Raw genomic sequence first — 22,315 nt, 5'->3', positions numbered from 1 at the left:
TAAACAAAATTAAGAATGAACAGCTATTTCAGACGCCTGTTTAATTGCTTGATCTAAGTCCGCAATTAAATCTTTTACATTTTCAATGCCAACTGACAAACGAATTTGATCCTCTAAGACGCCACTCGCCACCAAACCTTCAGCAGATAATTGTGCATGAGTAGTTGATGCTGGGTGAATAATTAGAGATTTTGCATCTCCAACATTTGCAACATGAGACCATAAAACTGTGTGATCGATTACTTTCCGTCCAGCCTCTCTACCGCCTTTAATACCAAATACAATGATTGAACCGGCACCCTTAGGTAAATATTTTTTTGCTAATTCATGAGATGCATGACTTTTTAAGCCCGGATATGACACCCATTCCACAGCTGGATGTTGTTCTAAATACTCTGCAACAACTTGCGTATTTTCAACATGACGCTCCATTCTTAAATGCAATGTTTCAAGGCCTTGCAATAGTAAAAATGCACTTTGTGGACTTAAGCAAGCTCCAATATCACGCAATAAATGAACTCTGAACTTTGCAATATATGCCGCTTCTTCTAAATCTACAAATCGAAGTCCATTGTAGCTTGTATCCGGTGTTGTGAAATCTGGGAATCTTCCATTATCGTATTTGAATTTCCCTGCATCAACAACCACCCCACCAATCGTTGTTCCGTGTCCTCCGATCCATTTTGTTGCTGAATGGACCACGATATCTGCACCATGCTCGATCGGTTTATTTAAATAAGGTGTCGCAAATGTACTATCGACGATTAATGGAACACCTTCTTCATGCGCTACTTTTGCAACAGCTTCAACGTCTAACACATTTAAACTTGGGTTACCGATTATTTCAGCAAATACTGCTTTTGTTTTTGCTGTAATAGCTTTCCTAAAATTTTCAGGATCAGATGGATCTACTAATTTCACATTAATTCCATAGCGTGGAAGCGTTGATGAAAATAAGTTATACGTTCCTCCGTATAGATTTGTTGCAGCTACTATCTCATCACCTGCACTGGCTAGATTTAATATAGCAAGCGTGATGCCAGCCATCCCAGAAGAAACAGCAACCGCTCCAACTCCGCCTTCAAGCAATGCAATACGATCTTCAAATGCAGCAACTGTTGGATTACCAATACGTGAATAAATATTTCCTGCTTCCTCAAGTGAAAATAACTTCTGCGCATGATCAGTGCTGTCGAAAACGAAAGAAGTTGTTTGGTAAATCGGAATTGCTCGTGAACCAGTTGTTGGATCTGGGCTCGTTGCACCGTGTAGAAGTAATGTCTCAATACCATAGTTTTCAGTAGGGTTTGTTGAATTTGTCATCTTTAATCTCTCCTCTTTTTTTATGTTTTTAGTTTTCTAGTGACCACAGTGAAAAGTCAATAAGTTTAAAAAAGGAATTAAAAAACCCCTTCATAAGAAGAGGGGGTTCCTGAGATCCTCCTCTTATCTTTCAGATCAAAATCAATCTGTAGGAATTAGCACCTTGCCGAATTAGGATAAAATTCGTTGGTTGCCGGGCATCGCAGGGCCTATTCCCTCCGCCACTCTGGATAAGAGTATATTAAGTTGGTAATTCAAAGTCTCTTGTTAAGGATTATAAATAAGTTTGCAATAAGAAGTCAACCTTTTTCTGAAAATTCGGTTCTTTTATTTTTGAATTAAAAAAGGGTTGTTGATCATAATCGATCGCTATAGTTCGTCTATCCCAGCTGGTGCCGTTTATTGAAGGAAGTTTATAACAATATTATTGACATTAATTTGACACACTGCGAATACCTTGTATAAAAAGGAGTGTTAAAAAATGACTGCTATACAAACCACAAATTATTTATATACTGTTCAGCCAAGAGATACCTTATACAGTATTGCTTCCCGTTTAGGTAGTACAGTCCCTGCGATTGAGCAAGCCAATTCACTATACCCCCCATTTACAGATCCGGGTCTTATTTTCCCAGGTCAGCTTCTCATTGTACCGGGAGGTAGATACGGCTATCGTTATGAAGTTTATTATATTGTTTCTCCAGGTGATACACTGTTATCTATAAGTCAACAGTTTTCTGGCGAGTTCGATCTTTTATTAGGAATTAATAGTCAAATTGCCAATCCTAATCTAATTTATCTGAACCAACCGATACTCGTTCCTGCTTTTATTTATGAAATCCAATCTGGAGATTCATTATACAGAATTGCTAGTCAAACTGGCATTCGAATTGAAGATATAATAAAAGCCAATGATCGAAGAGCCAGTTTTTCTCCAGATGTCCTTTATCCAGGTTATCGTTTAATTTTGCCGCTGGCTTCTTCACGAAATATTTTAGGCAATCGTCCATTACCGGGAGATAATATTCAATCAGGTAGCTTAATCGAAGGTGTAGCAAGGGTTTTTGAAGCAAATGTGTTGTACTCAATCGTTGACGATGCTGGCAACGTGATTTCACCAGAAAATTTCATTACAGCTAGTGCAGCAGGACCTGAATACGGTTATTTCTCTACGAATGTAGAATTTGATCGTGAACCTACAACCTCCACAGGTGACTTAAGAGTCTATACTAGAAGTGCCAATGATGGAAGTGTTCAGGATTTAGTAAGAGTCAAGATTGGTTTCACTTGAAATACCTATACTTTTATAGAACTTCATGAAACTAATTAAGTGATATGAGTCGTCAGATAATTTATTGATAGAGTATTTTTGTTACAGTTATCCTCTACTAAGCTTACTTCAATTCCTGTCATTGTAGAGTTGAGGATAACGTGCAAAATTAATCGATTTGAAGCTGTAACACTTCTTTTTCATGCTCACTTTTCAGCTTATAAGAGCCCAATATTGGATAAGAAATCAACGCATCATTTTGCTCGCAAAGCTTAAATAATTGGGACTTGGTGGCTTTAATAGAATAAACTCCCTCAGAAAGCTGATCATAATAGGCAATAACACTTAAAGAGAAATGGTTCCTGAGGTTACTTACTATCCAATAAGATATATCTTGATCCTTCGCTTCCTTTTTAATGATTGACTTCTTTTTCAGACTGTTTCCTAGTGTTGATTGTCTTTGAAAAACTTGAACAAGGTCTTCAATCATTGCACTTGCAGTTGGAAACATTCCAGCACCAGGACCCTGTAAAGTAATCCCACCGACAAGATCGGTTTTTACATGGACTGCATTCTCAACACCTTCCACATGGTAGAATGGATGTGACTTTGACACAAGTGTAGGAATGACCGAAGCGAAAAGACGATCCTCTTTTCTTTCAATTGAAGCAATATGCTTAAAATGTAATCCAAGCTTTTCAGCCATCTCAATTTGTTCACTTGTTATGTCAGTAATTCCATTTATTTTGACAGATTTTTGTTCAGGCTGTTCACCAAATGCAATTTCACTTAACACCATAAGCTTAAAATACGCATCAAACCCATCAATATCATTGCTTGGGTTAGCTTCCGCATATCCATTTAGCTGAGCTAGCTTTAATGCTTCAAGGAAAGACTGTTTCTGTTCGCGCATTTCAGTCAAAATAAAATTCGATGTTCCATTCAAAATCCCTTGGATCTCATAGACATTATTAACCTTCAACAATTGCTGCAATGTCTGTATAATAGGCACACCACCCGCAACGGTTGCCTCAAAACCAACCGATACTTTTTGCTTTGCAGCCAGCACAATTAATTCTCTACCATGACTTGAAAACATTTCCTTGTTAGCTGTAACAATATGACAGCCTTTTATTAGTGCTCTCTTTAAATAAGTAAAGCTCGGCTCTTTTTCTGTAATTGCTTCTATTACAACATCCAAATGTGGTAATTCAATAATATCCTCAAAATCTGTTGTAATTAGAACACCTCTGTTAATATCTCTCTTTTTTTCTTTATCTTTAATTAACACTGCCACTACTTCTACGTTTTTTCCCAATACAGCTTTTAATTCTATTTGATGTGATTGAATGGTTCGATAGACTCCTTCGCCTACCGTTCCAAACCCAAGCAATGCTACTTTAATAACAGACAAAATTACACTTCCTTTTTTATAAAATAAATCTTTTTTCAGTTAGGTTGTAAGCGTCTTTGTTCTAGAGCTTTAAGTTCTCTTCTTAATAGTTTGCCGCTTATCTTTGTTTTTGGAAGTTCTTCTAATACTTCAATTTCCCGAGGAGCAGCGTGGGCTGCTAATTTATATCTGACGAATTTTCTGATTTCTTCTATTAATAATGGAGAATTTTCATAGCCCTTTTTTAGCACAATAAATGCCTTAACAATTTCACCACGAAGTGGGTCAGGCTTTCCTATTACTCCCGCTTCAGCAACGGCTTCATGTTCAATAAGCTTGCTTTCTACCTCGAAAGGTCCAATTCGCTCACCAGAAGAGTTAATCATGTCATCACTACGGCCCTGGAAGAAGATATAACCTTCTTCATCCTGATATGCCAAATCCCCAGAAAGATACCAATCTCCAAACTGGAAATAAGAATCATATTTGTCTTTGTTTTTCCACACTTCTCTCATAATTGCTGGCCAAGGGGCTTTGATTGAGAGATGACCAATTTGTCCATGTGGCTGCTTCGTTCCTTCGTCATCAAGAATAGCTACTTCTATTCCTGGAAACGGACGAGTGTCATGAATTCGTTTCCCCAATTTTTCTATACCCCAATGAATTACTTCGGGATTTAGAGGTTCCCCCACACTTAATAGATGTCGAAGCGAACTTAAGTCATACTGTTGTAAAATCGTATCTCCTTCTGCCTTCAACATTCTAAAAGCAGTTGGTGCACTATACCAAACAGTTACCTTTGTCTTTTCAATGGTTGAATACCAGGAATCTGCGTCAAATCTTCCGCCATATAATACAATCGTTGCACGATTTAACCAAGGAGCAAAGATAGCATAAACCGTACCGGTAACCCAACCAGGATGAGCTGTACACCAATATACGTCATCTTCTTGTATATCTAGCACCCATTTTCCAGTTTGATACTGCTGAATCATTGCCCGATGAGCATGAATGATTCCTTTCGGCTTTCCAGTAGATCCACTTGTATAATGAATATTAAGACGATCTTCTAAATCAAGCCATTCCGTAACATTTTCATCACTTTTAGTACGACGTAATTCTTCCTTCAATGAGATTTCCCCATCCTCACAGTGCTCTGTTTCGGCAGTAATGAAGATTTTCTCAAGTGTTGGCAAATCGCCTTTTGGTACACGCTTAACCAAATCGCTATCCGTGATTAAGTATCGACCGTTACAGTCACTAATTCTGTCTCTTATGGCTTCTTCCATAAACGCCTCGAACAATGGACCGACAACCGCGCCTATTTTGACAGCTGCAATCATCGCAATATAGCAATCTGGATTTTTAGGTAAAAAGATAAAGACGATATCGCCTTTTTGTACACCATTATTTTTTAATACGGTTGCTAGATGATCCGTTTTATCTTTTAGTTGTGAAAATGTATATTTAATTTCTTCTTCATCATTTAAAAAGTGAAGGCCAATTTTATCCCCATAACCATCTTCTACATGGCGATCAATACATTCATGAGCCATATTGACTTTTCCTGAATGATACCAGCTAAACTGTTTTTCAACTTCCTGCCAAGAAAACCCCTCAATACTTTCTTGATAGTTGGAGAGATTATAGGATTGATTTTCAGCCTTATTTGGCTGTAGCTTTAATGTTGTCATGACTTTCCCCCTTTTCTCCTTGAGTCAAATCCAATAAATCAAGGATGTTTGCCTTCATTTTTGCTAATTCTTCATTTCCACGTGACCGTGGTTTTGTCATTGGTACATGAAGTTCTTTATATATCTCACCGGGCTGTCCTCGTAAAATAAAGATCCGATCACATAAGTAAAGAGCTTCATCAATGTCGTGTGTTACCAAAACAATTGACGACTGATATTGATGCCAAATTTTTAATAATAAATCCTGTAATTGCATTTTGGTAAAAGCATCCAATGCACTAAATGGTTCATCTAGAAGAAGAACTTCCGGGTTCGTGATAAGTGCTCGGGCAATCGACACCCGTTGCGCCATTCCGCCAGAGAGATCTTTTGGAAAGTGGTTACCAAAGCCCTGGAGGCCAACAAGGTCAACAAAGTCTTGTGCCTTTTTTTGCTTTTGTTTATCTTTCTTTACTTTTAGTCCAAAAGCGACATTATCGACGACATTAAGCCATGGCATTAAACGTGGTTCTTGAAAAATAATCCCTACTTTTTCATGAACGGCTTTAATCAATTCATCATCTATCTTCACAGCGCCTGTATACTCAGGGTCAAGACCTGAAAGTACTCTTAGTAATGTACTTTTTCCGCAACCACTAGTACCAAGCAGTCCGATGATTTCTCCTTTTTCAGAAGTAAAGCTTATATTTTTAAATCCTGCCGAACCTTCACTGAAAGTTCGCGATACATTTTTTAATGAAAGCAAAAGTCTCACTCCTTTAATTCAACTTACCGAAGCTGTCCTGCCAATGAAGAGCTTTTGATTCAATAATTTTTAAAACAGAGTCTGTTAGTTTTCCCAAGACCGCAAATAGGAAAATGCTCGCGAGAACTAAGTCAGGGGAGAAGGTGTTTTGTCCAACAACAAGCAAATAACCCATTCCTTTGCTTGCCCCCATAAGTTCTGCAGCAACTACAAACATCCAGCCAAGACCGAGTCCGCTTCTGATCCCTGTAAAAAAAGAAGGTAGAGATGCTGGTAGTATCACTTTTCTGACCAATTGGAGTGGAGTAAAATTATATATTTTCCCTACCTCAATGAGCTTGCGATCTACTCCTTGAATACCAGAAACAATACTCAAATACACGGGAAAGAATACACCTACCGCAATGAGGGTAATTTTAGAAGATTCTCCAATCCCCATCCACAAGATGAATAATGGAACTAATGCTAGCGGTGGAATCGCTCTAAATGCATGAATAAGTGGGTCCATTAATTGTTCAGCTTTTTTTAGATAACCAACAATTGACCCTATGACAACAGCAAATCCAACACCGATTGCAAAACCAATCATATGGTTACTCCAATATGACCCCATAAGGTTCCATCAACTACCATGCTGACTATTTTTTCTAAAACTTGGGTTGGCGGTGGCATCAAGTGCCTCTCTAAAACACCAACCACACTTAGAATTTGCCATGCTGCCAATAAGAAAATAGGCACGACACTTCCATATAAAGCCACTTTCAGTTTCTTTGGAAAACGAATGCTGTTTTTTACTTTCCATTGGACTCGTTGTGATAGAGGTTCACTTTTACTGCTCATTCGTCATACCCCCTTTCTTATTTTGATTCAGGCTCTTTTCTTACACTTATTGTTTTCTAAAGTTGTATAAGTTGTTCTAGAGATATATTAAAAATATTTACGAGAACTGCCTGGATTAATTTTTCACTACTTCGTTGGCATAATCCGAATTAATTAATTCATCAATCAATTTCTCTAAATCAGCATTTTTATCAATAATATTATTTTTTTGAAGTACTTCACCTACAGATTGTAAGGCTTCTACCTGTTCGTTTCCCGGTAGTGAATTCGAGTAATCTGTTCTTTCCAATTGCTTTAATGCGACATCAATATCGATGCTCGCTTCTTTAGCCAAAATTTCAGCTGTTTTCTGTGGATTCTCTATCGCCCATTTTCTCGCTTTTTCATATACCTTTATTACTCTCTCTACTTCGTCCGGATATTCTTCAGCAAATTCAGAACGTACATTTAAAACACCATACGTATTAAAATCTGGGTTACGGTAAAACAATTCGGCACCAGTCGTTAATTCAACTTTTGCCATATGGGGATCAAGTCCTGCCCATGCATCTACTTGATTGGTCGATAAAGCTACTGCTCCATCCGCATGTTGAAGATTAATAATTTCCACATCATCTGAGCTTAATCCCTCTTCATTAAGAGCACGTAAAAGTAAAAAATAAGGCTCTGATCCTAATGTAGCCGCCACTTTTTTTCCTTTTAAATCCTTCACTGACTTGATTTCGGAATCTTTATTCGTCACAAGTGCAGTCCACTCAGGCTCAGAGAATACATAAACACTTTCAATAGGCGATCCCTTTTCTTTTGCTAACAATGCAGCAGTTATTGCTGTCGAACCGAAATCAGCACTGCTACTATTTAGGAATTCGAGCGCCTTATTACCGCCTTGACTAAGAACAAATTCAACTTCAATTCCGTCTTTTTTGAATTCCTCCTCTACCCATCCAAACTCTCTTAATATAAGACTTGTGGGTGAATAATAAGCATAGTCAAGCGTGATTTTTTTCGGTTTGTCATTTTTCTCTCCACTTGCATTGTCTGAACACCCCGTTATAACTACTAACAACAAAATTGTTATAAAGCCTAGTACTATTTTTTTCACTTATTCTTCCCCCTTTTTTTGTTTATTAATGACTTAAATTTCACAAGCATAAGTAACAATCGTCCCTCTTAATCGTTGTGCTTCTTTATATGTACATCGATTATGGATAACATCTAGTCCTGCCTCTTTTGCAATTGTTGCCGCCTCTGGAGAAATAACACCTTCCTGCAACCAAAAAATCCTTGGTTTTACAACTGCGGCTTCTTTTGCAACTGAAATTGCTGCCTCTGGGCTGCGGAATACTTGAACGATATCAATCGTTCCTGGAACTGACGTCAAATCGGGATAAGCCTTTTCTCCTAAAACTTCCTTTTCAACAGGATTAACAGGAATGATTTTGTAGCCAAGACGTTGCATTTTTCTTGCTAAACGATTACTAGGTCTTGAAGGGTTTCCGCTTAGACCAACAACAGCTAATGTCTTTTGTCGCTGCTGTTCTTTTCCATTTACGATTTCACGAACTATTGGCGATTGCAAAGCCCATCGAATAACACTTTCATCATTAATAACCACTTCAATTTGTTCTTGGCCATTTGGTGCAAGCCCAGTTGCTTCAAACAAAGCCCGATCAAGATCATTCTTCAAATCGCGAACCGACTCTATTCCAATGGAAAGTCGTATTAAATCTTCGGTAACACCTGTCAACTGAAGTTCTTCTGTGCTCAGTTGCTGATGCGTAGTAGAAGCTGGATGAATAATTAATGATTTTGCGTCACCAACATTTGCTACATGCGACCATAGGGCAACATTGTCAATTAACTTCTTACCTGCATCTCTACCACCTTTAATTCCAAAATTAACGATTGAACCAAAGCCATTCGTCAAGTACTTTTGAGCTAATTCATGTGCTGGATGGTCTTCGAGTCCAGGATATGAAATCCATTCTACTCCCGGATGTGTAGCTAAATACTCCGCTAACTCCTGAGCATTTTTATTATGTTTTTCAATACGCACATGCAATGTTTCTAATCCTTGAAGTAGATTGAATGCACTTTGTGCACTCAAACATGAACCGAAATCTCGCAACATCTGTACACGTAGCTTGGTGCTAAAAGCAAGAGTTCCAAAATCAAAAGCGTATCTTATTCCGTTATAGCTTCGATCCGGCTCTGTGAATGTTGGGAATTTTTCACTGTTCCAATTAAACCGTCCACCATCTACTACAAGGCCACCAATTGTTGTTCCGTGACCACCAATCCATTTGGTAGCTGAGTGAACAACAATATCAGCTCCATAAGTAATCGGCTTACACAAATATGGCGACGCAAATGTATTATCAATAATCAGTGGAATTCCAGCCTCGTGCGCAATATCTGCAACTTTTTCAATATCTAAAACTTGAAGGCTTGGATTTCCAATAATCTCTCCGTAAAGTGCTTTCGTCTTCGGAGTAATCGCCTTCCGGAAGTTTTCCGGATCGGTCGCATCTACAAAGTGAACAGTAATTCCATATCGTGGAAGGGTGGTAGAAAATAAATTATATGTTCCTCCATAAAGACTGGAAGCAGCCACAATTTCATCACCTGCACTCGCAACATTCATTACCGCCAAAGCAATAGCCGCCATTCCTGATGAAGTCGCAACTGCTGCTACACCGTCTTCTAAAAGTGCAATTCGTTTTTCTAATACATCGACTGTTGGATTACCAATTCTAGAATAGATATTTCCGGGCTCATCTAAAGCGAATAAGCTTTGTGCGTGGTCTGTATTGTGGAATACATAAGAACTAGTTTGATAAATAGGTACTGCCCGAGAACCTGTGGTTGGATCAGGTGATTGACCACCATGTAATAATATTGTTTCTAAATCGTAGCCTTCGTTTTGATTTGTCATTTGTTTTTCCTCCTAGGATGTAAATAATTTTCAGTAATCTTATTGGGATACTTGGTTTAATTCTTGAAAAGGTGTAAGTTTTCTTAAAACTTTCTGTAAGGAACACAAAAGACCCTTCTTCATAAGAAGAGGGTCTCTATTCCTCCTCTTATCTTGCAGACATAAACTATCCGCAGGAATTAGCACCTTTTCAAGGGGTTACCTTGATGGTTGCTGGGTTTCACAGGGCCAAGTCCCTCCACCACTCTTGATAAGAAGTAATTATTAAATTAGCAATGCTTTAATGCTTTAATTGATAAACTTATACTATGTCAGCACTTTTTCAAATAGTAATCAATTCATAAAAAATTTCTAATAAATCATAAAAAAGAAAAAGACCCTCAATATAGAGAAGGTCTTTAGTCCTCCTCTTATCTTGCAGGTATACACAACCTGCCGGAATTAGCACCTTTTCAAGGATTTCCTTGATGGTTGCTGGGTTTCACAGGGCCAAGTCCCTCCACCACTCTGGATAAGAGTATTCAATTTTATTTTTTAAACACTTTTAATTTACTAGCTTGTTGATGATTCTATTGTATTCAGAATTTAATGTCAACTATTTTTTTGAAAATTTTCAATAATTTATATTTTAAATTATAATTATTATTTTCTATAAAAGCAGTCACTTCATATATTTTAATTATGTTGGTGAAGATTTTTATAAGCAGAACCAGGGTGACTTTCTTTTAAATATCTCTGACCCTTACCATATAACTTCTCCCTATATGTTCCTTCTTCATATTCAGTTTGAACAAGTCCTCGCTGTTGTAAAATCGGAATGACAAGTTCTACAAAATCTTCAAAACTTCCAGGTGCGAGCGTATAAGCTAAATTGAATCCATCAACATCTGTTTCTTTTATCCAATACTCTAATTCATCAGCAATCTGTTCAGGCGATCCAACTGCAACTGGTCCTCTTCCTCCAATTCCTACAAAAGTAGCAAGTTCTCGAATGGTCCATTTGCGATCAGGGTCAGCTTTCGTGAATACTTCGACTGCAGATTGAATTGCATTACTATCGATATATTCTAATGTCTGATCTGGTTCATACTTTGAAAAATCAATTCCAGTCCATCCGCCAAGTAGTGCCAAGGCACCTTCATAGCTTACATAACTTTTTAATTCTTCATATTTCTTATTTGCTTCCTCTTCAGTCTTACCGACGATAGCAGTAAACACTGTAAACACGAGAATATCATCTGGTTTCCTACCGAATTTTTTTGTTTTTTCACGTAATTCTTTGACACCTTTTTTCACTGCATCTGTTGTGGGTCCTGCTGTAAAAACACATTCAGCATGCTTAGCCGCAAAATCTGCTCCACGTTTAGAAGCACCTGCTTGGTAAAGTACAGGTGTCCGCTGTGGAGAAGGCTCACATAAATGGGCGCCAGGAACTTTGAAAAATTCCCCTTCGTGATTAATTGTATGTACTTTTTTAGGATCTGTGTATATTTTATTTTTCTTATCACGTAATACCGCACCCTCTTCCCAACTACCTTCCCATAATTTATAGCTAACCTCTAAAAATTCCTCAGCTATGTCATAACGCTTATCATGTGGAATTTGACCTTCTAAACCAAAGTTTTTTGCTGCGCTCTCTAAATAAGAGGACACAATGTTCCAAGCTATTCTCCCTTTAGTAAGATGATCTAACGTCGAAAACCTTCTTGCCAACATATATGGTTGCTCGTATGTGAGTGAATAAGTTAGTCCAAAACTTAGGTGTTTCGTTGCGTAAGCCATGGCAGGAATCAATAACATGGGATCATTAGCTGGGGCTTGAATAGCCTGTTCTACAGCAACATCTTTGCTACCGTTGTAAACATCATAATAGCCCAGTACATCTGCCAAGAAAATCCCATCAAACTTTCCTTTTTCTAATAATTTAGCTAACTTGACCCAGTAATCCAAATCACAATATCTGTGGGATTGATCCTCTGGATGACTCCAAAGTCCTGGTGATTGATGACCTACACAATTCATATCAAACGCATTCAAGTAAATTCGTTTTCCCAATATGATTCCTCCTTAAGAAATTATTCACAAAAAAACCCTTCACTCTAATAAAGAGAGAAGGGGAAAGGGGCTAAATATATAACCGTCCTAGCAACTCTCTTCTCATCTTCGGAATACTCTACATTCCTCTGAATTTAGCACCGGGTTTTGTCATAAAACTGGTTGCCGAGGCTTCGCAGGGTCAGTCCCTCCACCTCTCTTTATAAGAAGAAATTTTTACATTATTCAATTTCCAGTAATTTATCATGTAAAAGCTTGCTTGTCAATAAGTAATCAACTTACTAGTTTTAATAGACTAAGTATAATAATTCGCTATTTCAACTCATATTAGTCCAGATAACAAGAGACGATAATTTATTAAATATCTTATCTTGTACAATTTACCATTCATAATAATTACCATTAAACAAACAATAATATAAACAAAAAGTAGGGAGATTTTAATAAATGTCGGAATTTTTGATTGGTAATGAAAAACTTGTATATGATGATCTTGGAAGCGGAATTCCTATTTTATTTATACCTCCTGTTGGTTTGGGAAGAAAATTTTTTTATGAACAAAAGCCACTCACCAAATATTTCCGATTAATTCTTCCTGATTTGATAGGACAAGGTGACAGTAAATATAAAGGTGAATCAGAAATCACCATAGCACGATTTGCCAAGGATATTATTCTGCTAATGGATCACCTCCATTTATCGTCAGTCGTTCTATTTTCATACTCTTCAGGAGGAACAATCGCCCAATATCTATGTATACACTATCCTTCAAGAATTAAGTCACTTATTATGTCTGGAGGTTATCCGATTATTACCAATTTTCCATTTAAAATTGAACATCGATTGGGGATATTATCTGTTCGACTACACAAAAAGTTGGTCTCGAATGTAATTTCCATTGCACATACAAAAAATAATGAATATAGAAATATTCTTAAAGAGCATATGTATAAATCAGATTCAAGAGTGTGGTCACAACTTTATGTAGAATGTCTTCATTTTAACTGCAAGGTTGAAATAAAAAAGACCGAAATACCAATATTACTTCTATATGGGAGTCAAGAATATATGCTAAAATCTATTATCAAATTTTACAAAAAAAACCTTAAACATTTTCAATTATTTACATTAAAAGGTGTTTCACATCACTTACCAACAAAAGCGTCTAGTGAGGTCAATCAAATTGTTACTGGATATTTGTTAAGCAACTTATAGAAATAAATATACTAAAACTATTAAAAATTACACATTAAAGTTAAAGTAAGGATGTATAACACAACTATTAAATATATATTTCACTATTTCTATTTTCGTTAAACTTTTTTATGAAGTGAAATAATTATTACTAAGAGGAGGAAAGTATGATGACTCTTCTGAATGAAGTTAATCATCGATCGTTTCCAGTCCCAAAAGAACCATGGGTCATGGCACAAACATGGAATCACCTTTTATTTGCCCATTACCCGGTATCAAAATCACTTCTACGTTCTTTAATTCCGAATTGCTTCGAAATAGACACTTTTGAAGATAACGCTTGGATTAGTATTGTTCCATTTCTAATGAGTGGAATCCGTATTCATGGAATACGAGAACTTCCCTTTACACCAGAGTTTGCTGAGCTAAATGTAAGAACATATGTAACCTTTAGAGGGAAGCCTGGCGTCTATTTCTTTAGCTTGGATGCCAATAGTAAGCTTGCTGTAATATTAGCAAATAATACGTATGATTTGCCCTATATGCATGCCAAAATGAAGATTACCCGACAAAATAAAACGGTAAATTTTTATAGTGAGCGAACTGACTCACGTGCAAAAACCGGAATTTTTTCTGGAACATACCGTCCAGTTGGAGACGTCTACATGGCTAATACAGGAACGCTAGAACATTGGTTAACGGAACAATACCTACTGTACGTCATTAAGAAAAATGGTGTTTATGAAGGGAATATTCATCATAAACCATGGCCTTTACAACATGCTGAAGCGACTTTTAAGATGAATACAGTTGCACAAAGTATGGGCATTCATATTGAAGAGCCCTCTCCACTTCTTCAATATTGTGAAAAACTTGATGTTATCGTTTGGCCTCCAAAAAAAGTAGGGATTTATGAAACTTAGGTCTTTTCCATTTTCATTTCCTAGCATAATTTAAGTCTTACTAAATAGATCGCTATCTCTTGTACAAACTTGAGATGGCGATTTTTTCTTCATTAACAATAAAAATTCAACTATTTCATATACATTTACTTATAGAATTATTATATAATGCATACTTAAAATAGTAAGAATTTACTGAAAAAAACAGGAATTTATAAATATCCATTTGATTTTATCTTTATACAATACTATAATGGATAAATCAATTCAAACAGTTACTTGTAAAAAGGAGTTTTTTAATGAAGGAAATTAAGGTTGGCATTATTGGAGCAACAGGGTACGGTGGCATTGAATTGATTCGTCTATTATCGAATCATCCTCACTTTCAAATTCATGCGGTCTATTCATCCTCACAAGATGGAATGGAAATTTCAGAAGTCTATCCTCACCTCGCAAATATTTTATATACATTAAAAAAAATCGAACCAAAGGAAATGGCTAAAGAATTGGATATAATTTTCACAGCCACGCCATCCGGTGTATCTAGTCAGCTTGTTCCTCAACTTCTAAAAGAAGGAATAAAAGTAGTGGATTTATCAGGAGATTTCCGATTGAAAACAGAAGAACTTTATGAAAAATGGTATAAAAAGCCTTCTGCTAGTATAGAAGATTTAAAAAAATCGGTTTATGGATTATCCGAATGGTTTGCAGATGAAGTAAAAGAAAGTACATTTATTGCTAATCCTGGCTGTTATCCAACAGCTACTTTATTAGGTTTAGCTCCTCTTGCGCAGAAAAAACTCATTCAACCTAATTCTATTATCGTTGATGCAAAATCCGGGATTTCAGGTGCTGGACGTGGACTTTCTCCAATAGTTCATTACGCTGAAATCAATGAAAACCTGAAAATATATAAAATAAATCAACATCCCCACATTCCAGAAATCGAATCAATTTTAGCACGATGGGATGATCAAATCGGGCATATTAGCTTTAGTCCGCATTTAATTCCCATGAGTCGAGGAATTATGAGCACGATGTATGTACAGTTAAATAAAGAGTTTTCTGCTGAGGAAATTCATCAATTGTATGTAAATTGCTATGAAGATGCACCCTTCGTTCGCGTTCGTAAACTTGGTGAGTTTCCATCAACTAAGGAAGTAAGCGGATCAAACTATTGCGATATTAACGTTACCGTCGATGAGCGTACGAATAGAGTAACGATTGTTGCAGTAATTGACAATCTCGTAAAAGGGGCAGCAGGTCAAGCGATTCAAAACGGAAATATAATGATGGGCTATGACCAACAAACTGGGCTTCATGTACTACCTATTTACCCATAAACGATCACTATCAAAACAGGAGGTAACAATTTGACCACAAGAGAACTTAATTTAGCTGATATTAAGAAAGTAAAAAACGGGACCATTGTTACACCGATAGGATTTTCAACTGATGGTGTTCATGCAGGATTAAGATTTGAGAAAAAAGATTTTGGTGTCATTGTAAGTGAAGTTCCAGCAAATTGTGCCGCTGTTTATACATTGAATTCATTTCAAGCAGCACCATTATATGTAACTAAAGAAAGTGTTGCGGTTGAAAATAAACTACAAGCAGTTGTTGTAAACAGTGCTTGTGCTAACGCTTGTACGGGAGAACAAGGTTTAAAAGATGCCTATACCATGCGTAATGCATGTGCAGAAAAATTAAATGTAGCACCCCATTACGTAGCAGTAGCTTCTACTGGTGTAATAGGAGAATTACTTGATATGGAGAAAATTATAAATGGGATTAATCTATTAAATCCTGTAGGAAGTTTACAACATGCTGAAGCATTTCAAACCGCTATTTTAACCACAGATATTGTAATGAAAACGGCTTGTTATGAAACAACAATTGATGGAAAGATTGTTACAATCGGTGGAACAGCAAAAGGTTCAGGCATGATTCATCCAAACATGGCAACTATGCTTGGCTTTGTCACAACAGATGCCAATATTCCATCTGATGTTTTACAAGAGGCACTTTGCTCGATTACTAATGTAAGCTTTAATCAAATTACAGTTGATGGAGATACATCCACAAATGACATGGTTATTGTGTTAGCAAACGGCATGGCCGAAAATAATACTTTAACCCCTGATCATTCAGATTGGGCATCATTTTATGAAGCACTTCGTTTAACGTGTGAAGACTTAGCTAAACAAGTTGCACGTGACGGAGAAGGAGCAACAAAGTTAATAGAAGTAAATGTAACAGGAGCTACTACGCATGAAGCCGCAAATATTATTGCGAAACAAATAGTAGGCTCTAACTTAGTGAAAACGGCTATGTACGGAGCAGATGCGAACTGGGGACGTATCATTTGTTCAGTTGGTTATAGCGGTGTCACGATTAATCCTGAAACAGTAAATGTATCAATTGGTGATATTTTAATGCTTCAAAATAGCCAACCCCAATCTTTTAATGAAGAACAAGCTAAAGCTTATTTACAACAAGATGTAGTAATTGTAAATGTTGATTTGCAGCAAGGCAACGAAAGCGGAAAAGCTTGGGGATGCGATTTAACATATGACTATGTAAAAATTAATGCAAGCTACCGTTCATGAGGAGAGATATACATGTACAAAGACAAAACTGTAGTTCTTAAATGTGGCGGAAGTATTATTAATGATCTGACAAGTGAATTTTTTAATAATGTACAACAGTTAAAAGAAAGTGGATATAAAGTCATTATCGTACATGGTGGTGGACCTGATATTCAAGAAACATTAACAAAGCTACATATTGAAACTGAATTCATCAATGGGCTACGAAAAACGTCTAAAGAAGCACTAGAAGTAGTAACGATGGTTCTAGCTGGAAAAGTAAATAAACAACTGGTAACGACTCTTCAACAATATGACTTAAATGCAGTGGGTTTATCGGGCTGTGACGGGATGTTATTAGAAACAGTTGCAATTGATCTGAACACATTAGGATATGTTGGTGAAGTTGTAAACGTAAATGTTCAGCTACTTGAGCTGTTGATGACGAGTGAGTACATTCCTGTTATTTCATCAATTGGGGCCGATAAAAATGGCAATGGTTTTAATGTGAATGCTGATTTAGCAGCAGGAGCAATTGCACAAGCCCTTCACGCAGATAAGTTAATGTTCGTAACAGATGTAAGAGGAGTCTTACAAGATGGGAAACTAATTCCTCAGCTTACTACAAGGGAAATTCAACAGCTAATCGTTGATCAAACTATTTACGGTGGAATGATTCCAAAAGTAACTGCAGCTGTCAATGCGCTGTCAGACACGTTAGAAGAAGTGAATATTATTAGTGGGATTGATGGTTTTTTAGATCAAGATGGAAATTTACTTGGTACAGCAATTAAGACATGATCGTAAAGGTGGAGAAGATAACGATGAGTTCATTATTTCCAACATATCAACGATTTGATATACACGTAAATGAAGCAAAAGGCACACAAGTTATTGATGAAAAGGGTAACACCTATCTAGATTTCATTTCAGGTATTGCCGTTTGTAACTTGGGGCACCGTCACCCGGAAGTTCAAAAAGCAATAGAAGAACAGTTAAACAAGGTTTGGCATGTATCAAATTTGTTTCATCTATCCATTCAAGAAGAAGTAGCTAAAAAATTGACGGATTATTCAAATGGAGATGCCGTATTTTTCTGTAATAGCGGTGCTGAAGCTAATGAAGCAGCTATCAAATTAGTACGTAAACACACTAAAAAACACAAAATTATTACCTTTACAAATTCTTTTCACGGTCGAACATTTGCAACAATGACAGCAACAGGACAAGCAAAAATTCATGATGGTTTTGGACCGTTAGTAAACGAATTTGTCTATCTTCCTTATAATGATGAAGAAGCATTAAAAAGTGAGATGGATGACACAGTTGCGGGCATTATGGTTGAAGTAATTCAAGGTGAAGGCGGCGTTGTTCCTGGAACAGAATCATTTTTAACAACGATTCAACATTTATGTGAAACTTATAAAGCATTATTTATTATTGATGAAATACAAACTGGCATTGGACGAACGGGTAAACCGTTTGCCTATCAGCATTTTAATTTATCTCCTGATATTATTACAGTTGCAAAAGGATTAGGAAGCGGATTGCCAGTAGGAGCAATGATTGGAAAATCAGATTTAATAGAATCATTTGGGCCAGGCACTCACGGTTCAACTTTTGGTGGAAATCCGATTGCTCTTGCATCAGCAAAAGCAACGTTAAACATTATTTTTAATGAGTCATTCTTAACAGAAGTTGTAGAAAAAAGTGAACAATTTAAGCAACAATTAAATGAACTAGTTAAGAGCTATTCATTTGTGACTGAAATTAGAGGCAAAGGCTTTATGATTGGCATTGAATGTGGTGAACATCAAGCGGTCTTACTTGAAGCAATGCGTAATCAAGGATTACTAGCATTAGGTGCTGGTCCTCACGTTATTCGTTTACTTCCACCGTTAACAGTTTCAAAAGAAGAAATAAATCAAGCTATACAAATCATTGAACAGGCTTTTAGTGAAATGAAAATTACTTCGTAAAGACGTATTTTTGTACTACACATTGATTTCTATATCGGGCAAGAAAAATGAAAAAACGAACCTTTTCAGGTCCGTTTTTTCATTTTTTATTTACAGTTATTAGATTGTCCTTAATTCTTTTTATTTAAATGCTATTGCACTATTATGACCAGCGAGCCGTTAACATTTTTCTTCTTGTGTAGAACTCTACCCCGTCTGATCCATTCGCATGTAAGTCGCCGTAGAATGAGTTTTTCCATCCTGAGAATGGGAAAAACGCCATTGGAGCAGGAACTCCTATATTCACACCTAGCATGCCAACTTCAATGTTTTCTCGGAAGTATCGAACGCTATGCCCGCTTTGCGTAAATAGGCATGCGCCGTTCCCAAAGTCAGATTCATTTGTAACTTCAATCGCTTCTTCAAGTGTTTTAACACGTACAATTGAAAGAACAGGGGCAAAAATTTCTTCTTTCCAAATTCTCATATCAGTTGTAACATTGTCAAAAATTGTAGGTCCAATAAAGTATCCCTCTTCAGTCATACATGCATCTTCACGTCCATCCCTTAAAAGAACAGCTCCTTCTTCTTGTCCTACTTCAATGTATTTAGCTGTTTTCACTTTATGTTCCGAACGGATAACTGGACCAAGAAATACACCCTCATCCATTCCGTTACCAATTTTTATTGCATCAGCAGATTGCATTAATTTTTCAATAAGTGCTTCTGCAACTTCTCCAACTGCTACAACAACGGAACAAGACATGCATCGTTCACCCGCTGAACCGTATGCTGCACCAATAATTTCTTTTACTGATGAATCCAAATCAGCATCTGGCATAACAATTGAATGATTTTTTGCACCAGCTAAAGCTTGAACACGTTTACCGTGACTAGCACCCTTTTTGTATACATATTCTGCCACTGGCTGAGATCCAACAAATGAAATAGCAGGAATATCTTTATGCTCAAGCATACTATTTACAACATCATGTGCACCGTGAACAATATTGAATACACCATCTGGGAGCCCAGCTTCTTGTAACAATTCTGCCAAACGGTTTGCAAGAATTGGTGTTCTTTCTGAAGGTTTAAGGATAAACGAGTTGCCGCAAGCAATCGCAAGCGGGAACATCCAACAAGGAACCATCATTGGAAAATTAAACGGTGTAATTCCACCAACAACTCCAATTGGATAACGATACATACCAGATTCAATATTTGTAGCAATATCGGGTAATTGTTTTCCCATCATAAGTGTCGGTGCACCAGCAGAAAACTCAACACACTCTATGCCTCGTAGTACTTCACCCTGCGCTTCAGTAAAGCTTTTCCCATTTTCAATTGTGATAAGTTTGGCAAGATCGTCCCAATTTTCTACTAGTAACTGTTGGTATTTGAACAAGATACGTGCTCTTTTCGGTACCGGAGTTTTACTCCATGTTTTGAATGCATCTTTTGCCGCTATAACTGCATCATTTACATCATCTACAGTTGAAATAGGCACTTCTGCTAAAATTTCACCCGTTGCTGGATTTGGAACTTGATTATATTTTTCTGTTTTCGCTTCCACCCATTTACCGTTAATAAAGTTTTTCAATATATTTTGCGTCATTATATTTCCTCCTTAGAAAAAATCAATTAGTAATCACTTTATGTGTTTAAATATCCAATTACGAAACCGTGCTTCCTGAAAATTGATAGTCGTAACATATACGATATAATTCTTCAATCTCCTGTTGGTCAGGTATACGTGGGTTATTATTTGGACTTCCACTTTTTATTGCATCCATAGCCATTTTTTCAATAACTTTTTCAAAATCGTCTTGTTTAATACCCCAGTCCCTCAAATTAGGAATATTAAGATGCATACATAAATTTTTTATTTGTTCTACTGCAAAGTTGGAAGCTTCATGAATTTCCATTTTATCTGCATGTGTAGTAAATAATTTACCAATAGTTGCGAGCCTTTCTTTACATTTATCTTTACTAAACTCAAGAACTGCTGGAAATAACATGGCGTTGGATTCACCGTGAGGAACATGGAACATGGCACCTATAGGTCGTGACATCCCGTGAACAAGACATACGGATGCATTTGAAAATGCCATTCCTGCGTACATTGAACCAATTGACATAGCTTCTCTCGCATCTAAATCGTCAGGATTTTTGTATACTGTCTTTATGTTCGACACAATTAATTTAATTGCTGATAATGCTAAAATATCTGTCATAGGTTGTGCTTTTTTTGATAAGTATGCTTCTACAGCATGGCTTAGTGCATCTATTCCAGTAGCTGCCGTCACCTTTTTCGGTGATGACATCGACAATAACGGGTCGACAATAGCCACTGCGGGCATAAAGGCTGGTTGCTTAATCATCATTTTTTCATCATTACTTACATTTGTTATAATAGTGGCATCCGTTACTTCTGAACCTGTCCCAGCTGTTGTTGGTATTGCGATATGAGGTACTGGAGAATTTCCAGCATATTTCGCTTCCCCCATATAATCACCTATATATCCGCCATTCGTAGCTAATACAGCAATTGCTTTTGCTGTATCGATACAGCTGCCCCCACCAAGTGAAATGATGACATCGCAATTCTTCTCTTTAAATAAAGATAGGGCTTCTTCAACATATTGATCGGTCGGTTCAGAATTTACTCCCGTGTATGTTTCAATCTGAACATTTTCCTTTCTCAGATAGTCGATACATGTTTCTACATAACCAAGGCTTACCATTATTTTATCACTTACAATTAGAGCCTTTTTACCTCTAAGAGACGTTTCTTTTCCTACTTGGTTAAATGCTTCCCGCCCATATATCGTCACTTGTGGCGATCTAAAAACCTCATACTTATCCAATATAATCACTCCATTCTTCTTGATTTACCGTAGAGATATAAATACGTAGATACCCTATTTTACCATAAATAGTTATATATTTTACAACAAAGACAGAATACTATAATATTTTCAGAATATAAACGACATAGCTGATATTGAATAAGTGATATATCTTAAAAAAAGAAGGGGCTGTCCCAAAAGTCATAGAAAATGACTTTTAAGGGCAGCCCTTTTCATATAAAAATGACGCTGTCGATTTCCGTTACAACGCTCTTTCAAGTTTCGAAGCCTTTCACTACAATCATTCACCTGTTTAAAAATCAAGAATGATAACCATATAGTTTTATAAATATAGGTTGTACAATATATGACGTTGGTGAAATAAAATCCCCTTCTCGATAAAACAGGAGAAAGGGATGGAATTTCACTAATGTCATTTTTTATAAATATCTATGAAACTAAAAAAAGCCTGATGCACGCTGATTTCCGTTCCAAGCGGACGCGTTCCGTGGGGCGTGCGGTGAGCCTCCTCGTCGCGAAAACCGTGCTCTTGCGGGGTCTCACCTGTC

General features: G+C 36.8%; 18 protein-coding genes and 4 riboswitches. Of the genes, 7 read left to right on the top strand and 11 right to left on the bottom strand.

Going from position 1 to position 22,315, the window contains the following annotated elements:
• Positions 1-9: 9 nt before the first annotated feature.
• On the bottom strand, positions 10-1,323 hold the full coding sequence (locus tag C406_RS0104930) for an O-acetylhomoserine aminocarboxypropyltransferase/cysteine synthase family protein (protein WP_017379485.1): 1,314 nt from the start codon (positions 1,321-1,323) through the stop codon (positions 10-12).
• A gap of 120 nt (positions 1,324-1,443) precedes the next feature.
• A riboswitch (SAM riboswitch) is annotated at positions 1,444-1,560 on the bottom strand.
• A gap of 244 nt (positions 1,561-1,804) precedes the next feature.
• Here C406_RS0104930 and C406_RS0104925 point away from each other — a divergent pair.
• Positions 1,805-2,614: a LysM peptidoglycan-binding domain-containing protein gene (locus tag C406_RS0104925; protein WP_017379484.1), complete on the top strand. Its 810-nt coding sequence runs from the start codon at positions 1,805-1,807 to the stop codon at positions 2,612-2,614.
• Between the two features lie 148 nt (positions 2,615-2,762).
• Here the strand turns inward: C406_RS0104925 and C406_RS0104920 are convergent, their stop codons facing one another.
• The 8 genes from C406_RS0104920 to C406_RS0104890 form a co-directional block, all read right to left on the bottom strand.
• Positions 2,763-4,007, bottom strand: a complete 1,245-nt coding sequence (locus tag C406_RS0104920; protein ID WP_017379483.1) for a homoserine dehydrogenase — start codon at positions 4,005-4,007, stop codon at positions 2,763-2,765.
• A gap of 35 nt (positions 4,008-4,042) precedes the next feature.
• Complete coding sequence (locus C406_RS0104915; protein WP_017379482.1) at positions 4,043-5,680, bottom strand: AMP-binding protein; 1,638 nt, start codon at positions 5,678-5,680, stop codon at positions 4,043-4,045.
• On the bottom strand, positions 5,652-6,425 hold the full coding sequence (locus C406_RS0104910; RefSeq protein WP_017379481.1) for an ABC transporter ATP-binding protein: 774 nt from the start codon (positions 6,423-6,425) through the stop codon (positions 5,652-5,654). Before C406_RS0104910 ends, C406_RS0104915 begins: the two co-directional genes overlap by 29 nt.
• A 13-nt stretch (positions 6,426-6,438) precedes the next feature.
• Entirely contained in the window at positions 6,439-7,014 is a 576-nt protein-coding gene (locus tag C406_RS19295) for an ABC transporter permease (protein ID WP_337471382.1), read from the bottom strand.
• Positions 7,011-7,265 carry a hypothetical protein gene (locus C406_RS21325; RefSeq protein ID WP_337471381.1) on the bottom strand — a complete coding sequence of 85 codons (255 nt, stop codon included), beginning with the start codon at positions 7,263-7,265 and terminating at the stop codon, positions 7,011-7,013. Before C406_RS21325 ends, C406_RS19295 begins: the two co-directional genes overlap by 4 nt.
• Positions 7,266-7,380: 115 nt before the next feature.
• Entirely contained in the window at positions 7,381-8,367 is a 987-nt protein-coding gene (locus tag C406_RS0104900; RefSeq protein ID WP_017379480.1) for an aliphatic sulfonate ABC transporter substrate-binding protein, read from the bottom strand.
• Positions 8,368-8,400: 33 nt separating this feature from the next.
• A complete protein-coding gene (locus C406_RS0104895) occupies positions 8,401-10,200 on the bottom strand; it encodes a PLP-dependent aspartate aminotransferase family protein (protein WP_017379479.1) in 1,800 nt (599 codons plus the stop codon).
• Positions 10,201-10,345: 145 nt separating this feature from the next.
• A riboswitch (SAM riboswitch) is annotated at positions 10,346-10,457 on the bottom strand.
• Positions 10,458-10,607: 150 nt separating this feature from the next.
• Positions 10,608-10,718: riboswitch (SAM riboswitch) on the bottom strand.
• A gap of 157 nt (positions 10,719-10,875) precedes the next feature.
• Positions 10,876-12,255 carry an LLM class flavin-dependent oxidoreductase gene (locus C406_RS0104890; protein WP_017379478.1) on the bottom strand — a complete coding sequence of 460 codons (1,380 nt, stop codon included), beginning with the start codon at positions 12,253-12,255 and terminating at the stop codon, positions 10,876-10,878.
• Between the two features lie 99 nt (positions 12,256-12,354).
• A riboswitch (SAM riboswitch) is annotated at positions 12,355-12,464 on the bottom strand.
• 238 nt (positions 12,465-12,702) lie between these two features.
• On the opposite strand from C406_RS0104890, the gene C406_RS0104885 reads away from it, so the two are divergent.
• From C406_RS0104885 to C406_RS0104860, 6 genes are all read left to right on the top strand, one after another.
• Positions 12,703-13,470: an alpha/beta fold hydrolase gene (locus C406_RS0104885; RefSeq protein WP_017379477.1), complete on the top strand. Its 768-nt coding sequence runs from the start codon at positions 12,703-12,705 to the stop codon at positions 13,468-13,470.
• Between the two features lie 149 nt (positions 13,471-13,619).
• Entirely contained in the window at positions 13,620-14,372 is a 753-nt protein-coding gene (locus tag C406_RS0104880) for a YqjF family protein (RefSeq protein ID WP_017379476.1), read from the top strand.
• 278 nt (positions 14,373-14,650) lie between these two features.
• Entirely contained in the window at positions 14,651-15,694 is a 1,044-nt protein-coding gene (gene argC / locus C406_RS0104875; protein ID WP_017379475.1) for an N-acetyl-gamma-glutamyl-phosphate reductase, read from the top strand.
• Positions 15,695-15,724: 30 nt separating this feature from the next.
• Positions 15,725-16,960, top strand: a complete 1,236-nt coding sequence (gene argJ, locus C406_RS0104870) for a bifunctional ornithine acetyltransferase/N-acetylglutamate synthase (RefSeq protein ID WP_017379474.1) — start codon at positions 15,725-15,727, stop codon at positions 16,958-16,960.
• 12 nt (positions 16,961-16,972) lie between these two features.
• Entirely contained in the window at positions 16,973-17,740 is a 768-nt protein-coding gene (argB, locus tag C406_RS0104865; RefSeq protein WP_017379473.1) for an acetylglutamate kinase, read from the top strand.
• A 23-nt stretch (positions 17,741-17,763) separates the two neighbouring features.
• Positions 17,764-18,918, top strand: coding sequence for an acetylornithine transaminase (locus tag C406_RS0104860; protein ID WP_017379472.1), 1,155 nt, complete (start codon positions 17,764-17,766; stop codon positions 18,916-18,918).
• 142 nt (positions 18,919-19,060) lie between these two features.
• Here the strand turns inward: C406_RS0104860 and C406_RS0104855 are convergent, their stop codons facing one another.
• Entirely contained in the window at positions 19,061-20,512 is a 1,452-nt protein-coding gene (locus C406_RS0104855; protein WP_017379471.1) for a CoA-acylating methylmalonate-semialdehyde dehydrogenase, read from the bottom strand.
• A gap of 58 nt (positions 20,513-20,570) precedes the next feature.
• A complete protein-coding gene (locus C406_RS0104850; protein WP_017379470.1) occupies positions 20,571-21,764 on the bottom strand; it encodes an iron-containing alcohol dehydrogenase in 1,194 nt (397 codons plus the stop codon).
• Positions 21,765-22,315: the final 551 nt, after the last annotated feature.

Origin of the sequence: Paenisporosarcina sp. TG-14 (genome assembly GCF_000297555.1) — a bacterium.
Lineage (GTDB): Bacteria > Bacillota > Bacilli > Bacillales_A > Planococcaceae > Paenisporosarcina > Paenisporosarcina antarctica.
This window is presented reverse-complemented; position numbering and strand designations above follow the sequence as displayed.

Excerpts from the sequence above, each read along its gene's own strand:
- C406_RS0104930 (WP_017379485.1), bottom strand. The coding sequence starts at position 1,323 with ATGACAAATTCAACAAACCCTACTGAAAACTATGGTATTGAGACATTA.
- C406_RS0104925 (WP_017379484.1), top strand. The coding sequence starts at position 1,805 with ATGACTGCTATACAAACCACAAATTATTTATATACTGTTCAGCCAAGA.
- C406_RS0104915 (WP_017379482.1), bottom strand. The coding sequence starts at position 5,680 with ATGACAACATTAAAGCTACAGCCAAATAAGGCTGAAAATCAATCCTAT.
- C406_RS19295 (WP_337471382.1), bottom strand. The coding sequence starts at position 7,014 with ATGATTGGTTTTGCAATCGGTGTTGGATTTGCTGTTGTCATAGGGTCA.
- C406_RS21325 (WP_337471381.1), bottom strand. The coding sequence starts at position 7,265 with ATGAGCAGTAAAAGTGAACCTCTATCACAACGAGTCCAATGGAAAGTA.
- C406_RS0104895 (WP_017379479.1), bottom strand. The coding sequence starts at position 10,200 with ATGACAAATCAAAACGAAGGCTACGATTTAGAAACAATATTATTACAT.
- C406_RS0104885 (WP_017379477.1), top strand. The coding sequence starts at position 12,703 with ATGTCGGAATTTTTGATTGGTAATGAAAAACTTGTATATGATGATCTT.
- C406_RS0104880 (WP_017379476.1), top strand. The coding sequence starts at position 13,620 with ATGACTCTTCTGAATGAAGTTAATCATCGATCGTTTCCAGTCCCAAAA.
- argC (WP_017379475.1), top strand. The coding sequence starts at position 14,651 with ATGAAGGAAATTAAGGTTGGCATTATTGGAGCAACAGGGTACGGTGGC.
- argB (WP_017379473.1), top strand. The coding sequence starts at position 16,973 with ATGTACAAAGACAAAACTGTAGTTCTTAAATGTGGCGGAAGTATTATT.
- C406_RS0104860 (WP_017379472.1), top strand. The coding sequence starts at position 17,764 with ATGAGTTCATTATTTCCAACATATCAACGATTTGATATACACGTAAAT.
- C406_RS0104855 (WP_017379471.1), bottom strand. The coding sequence starts at position 20,512 with ATGACGCAAAATATATTGAAAAACTTTATTAACGGTAAATGGGTGGAA.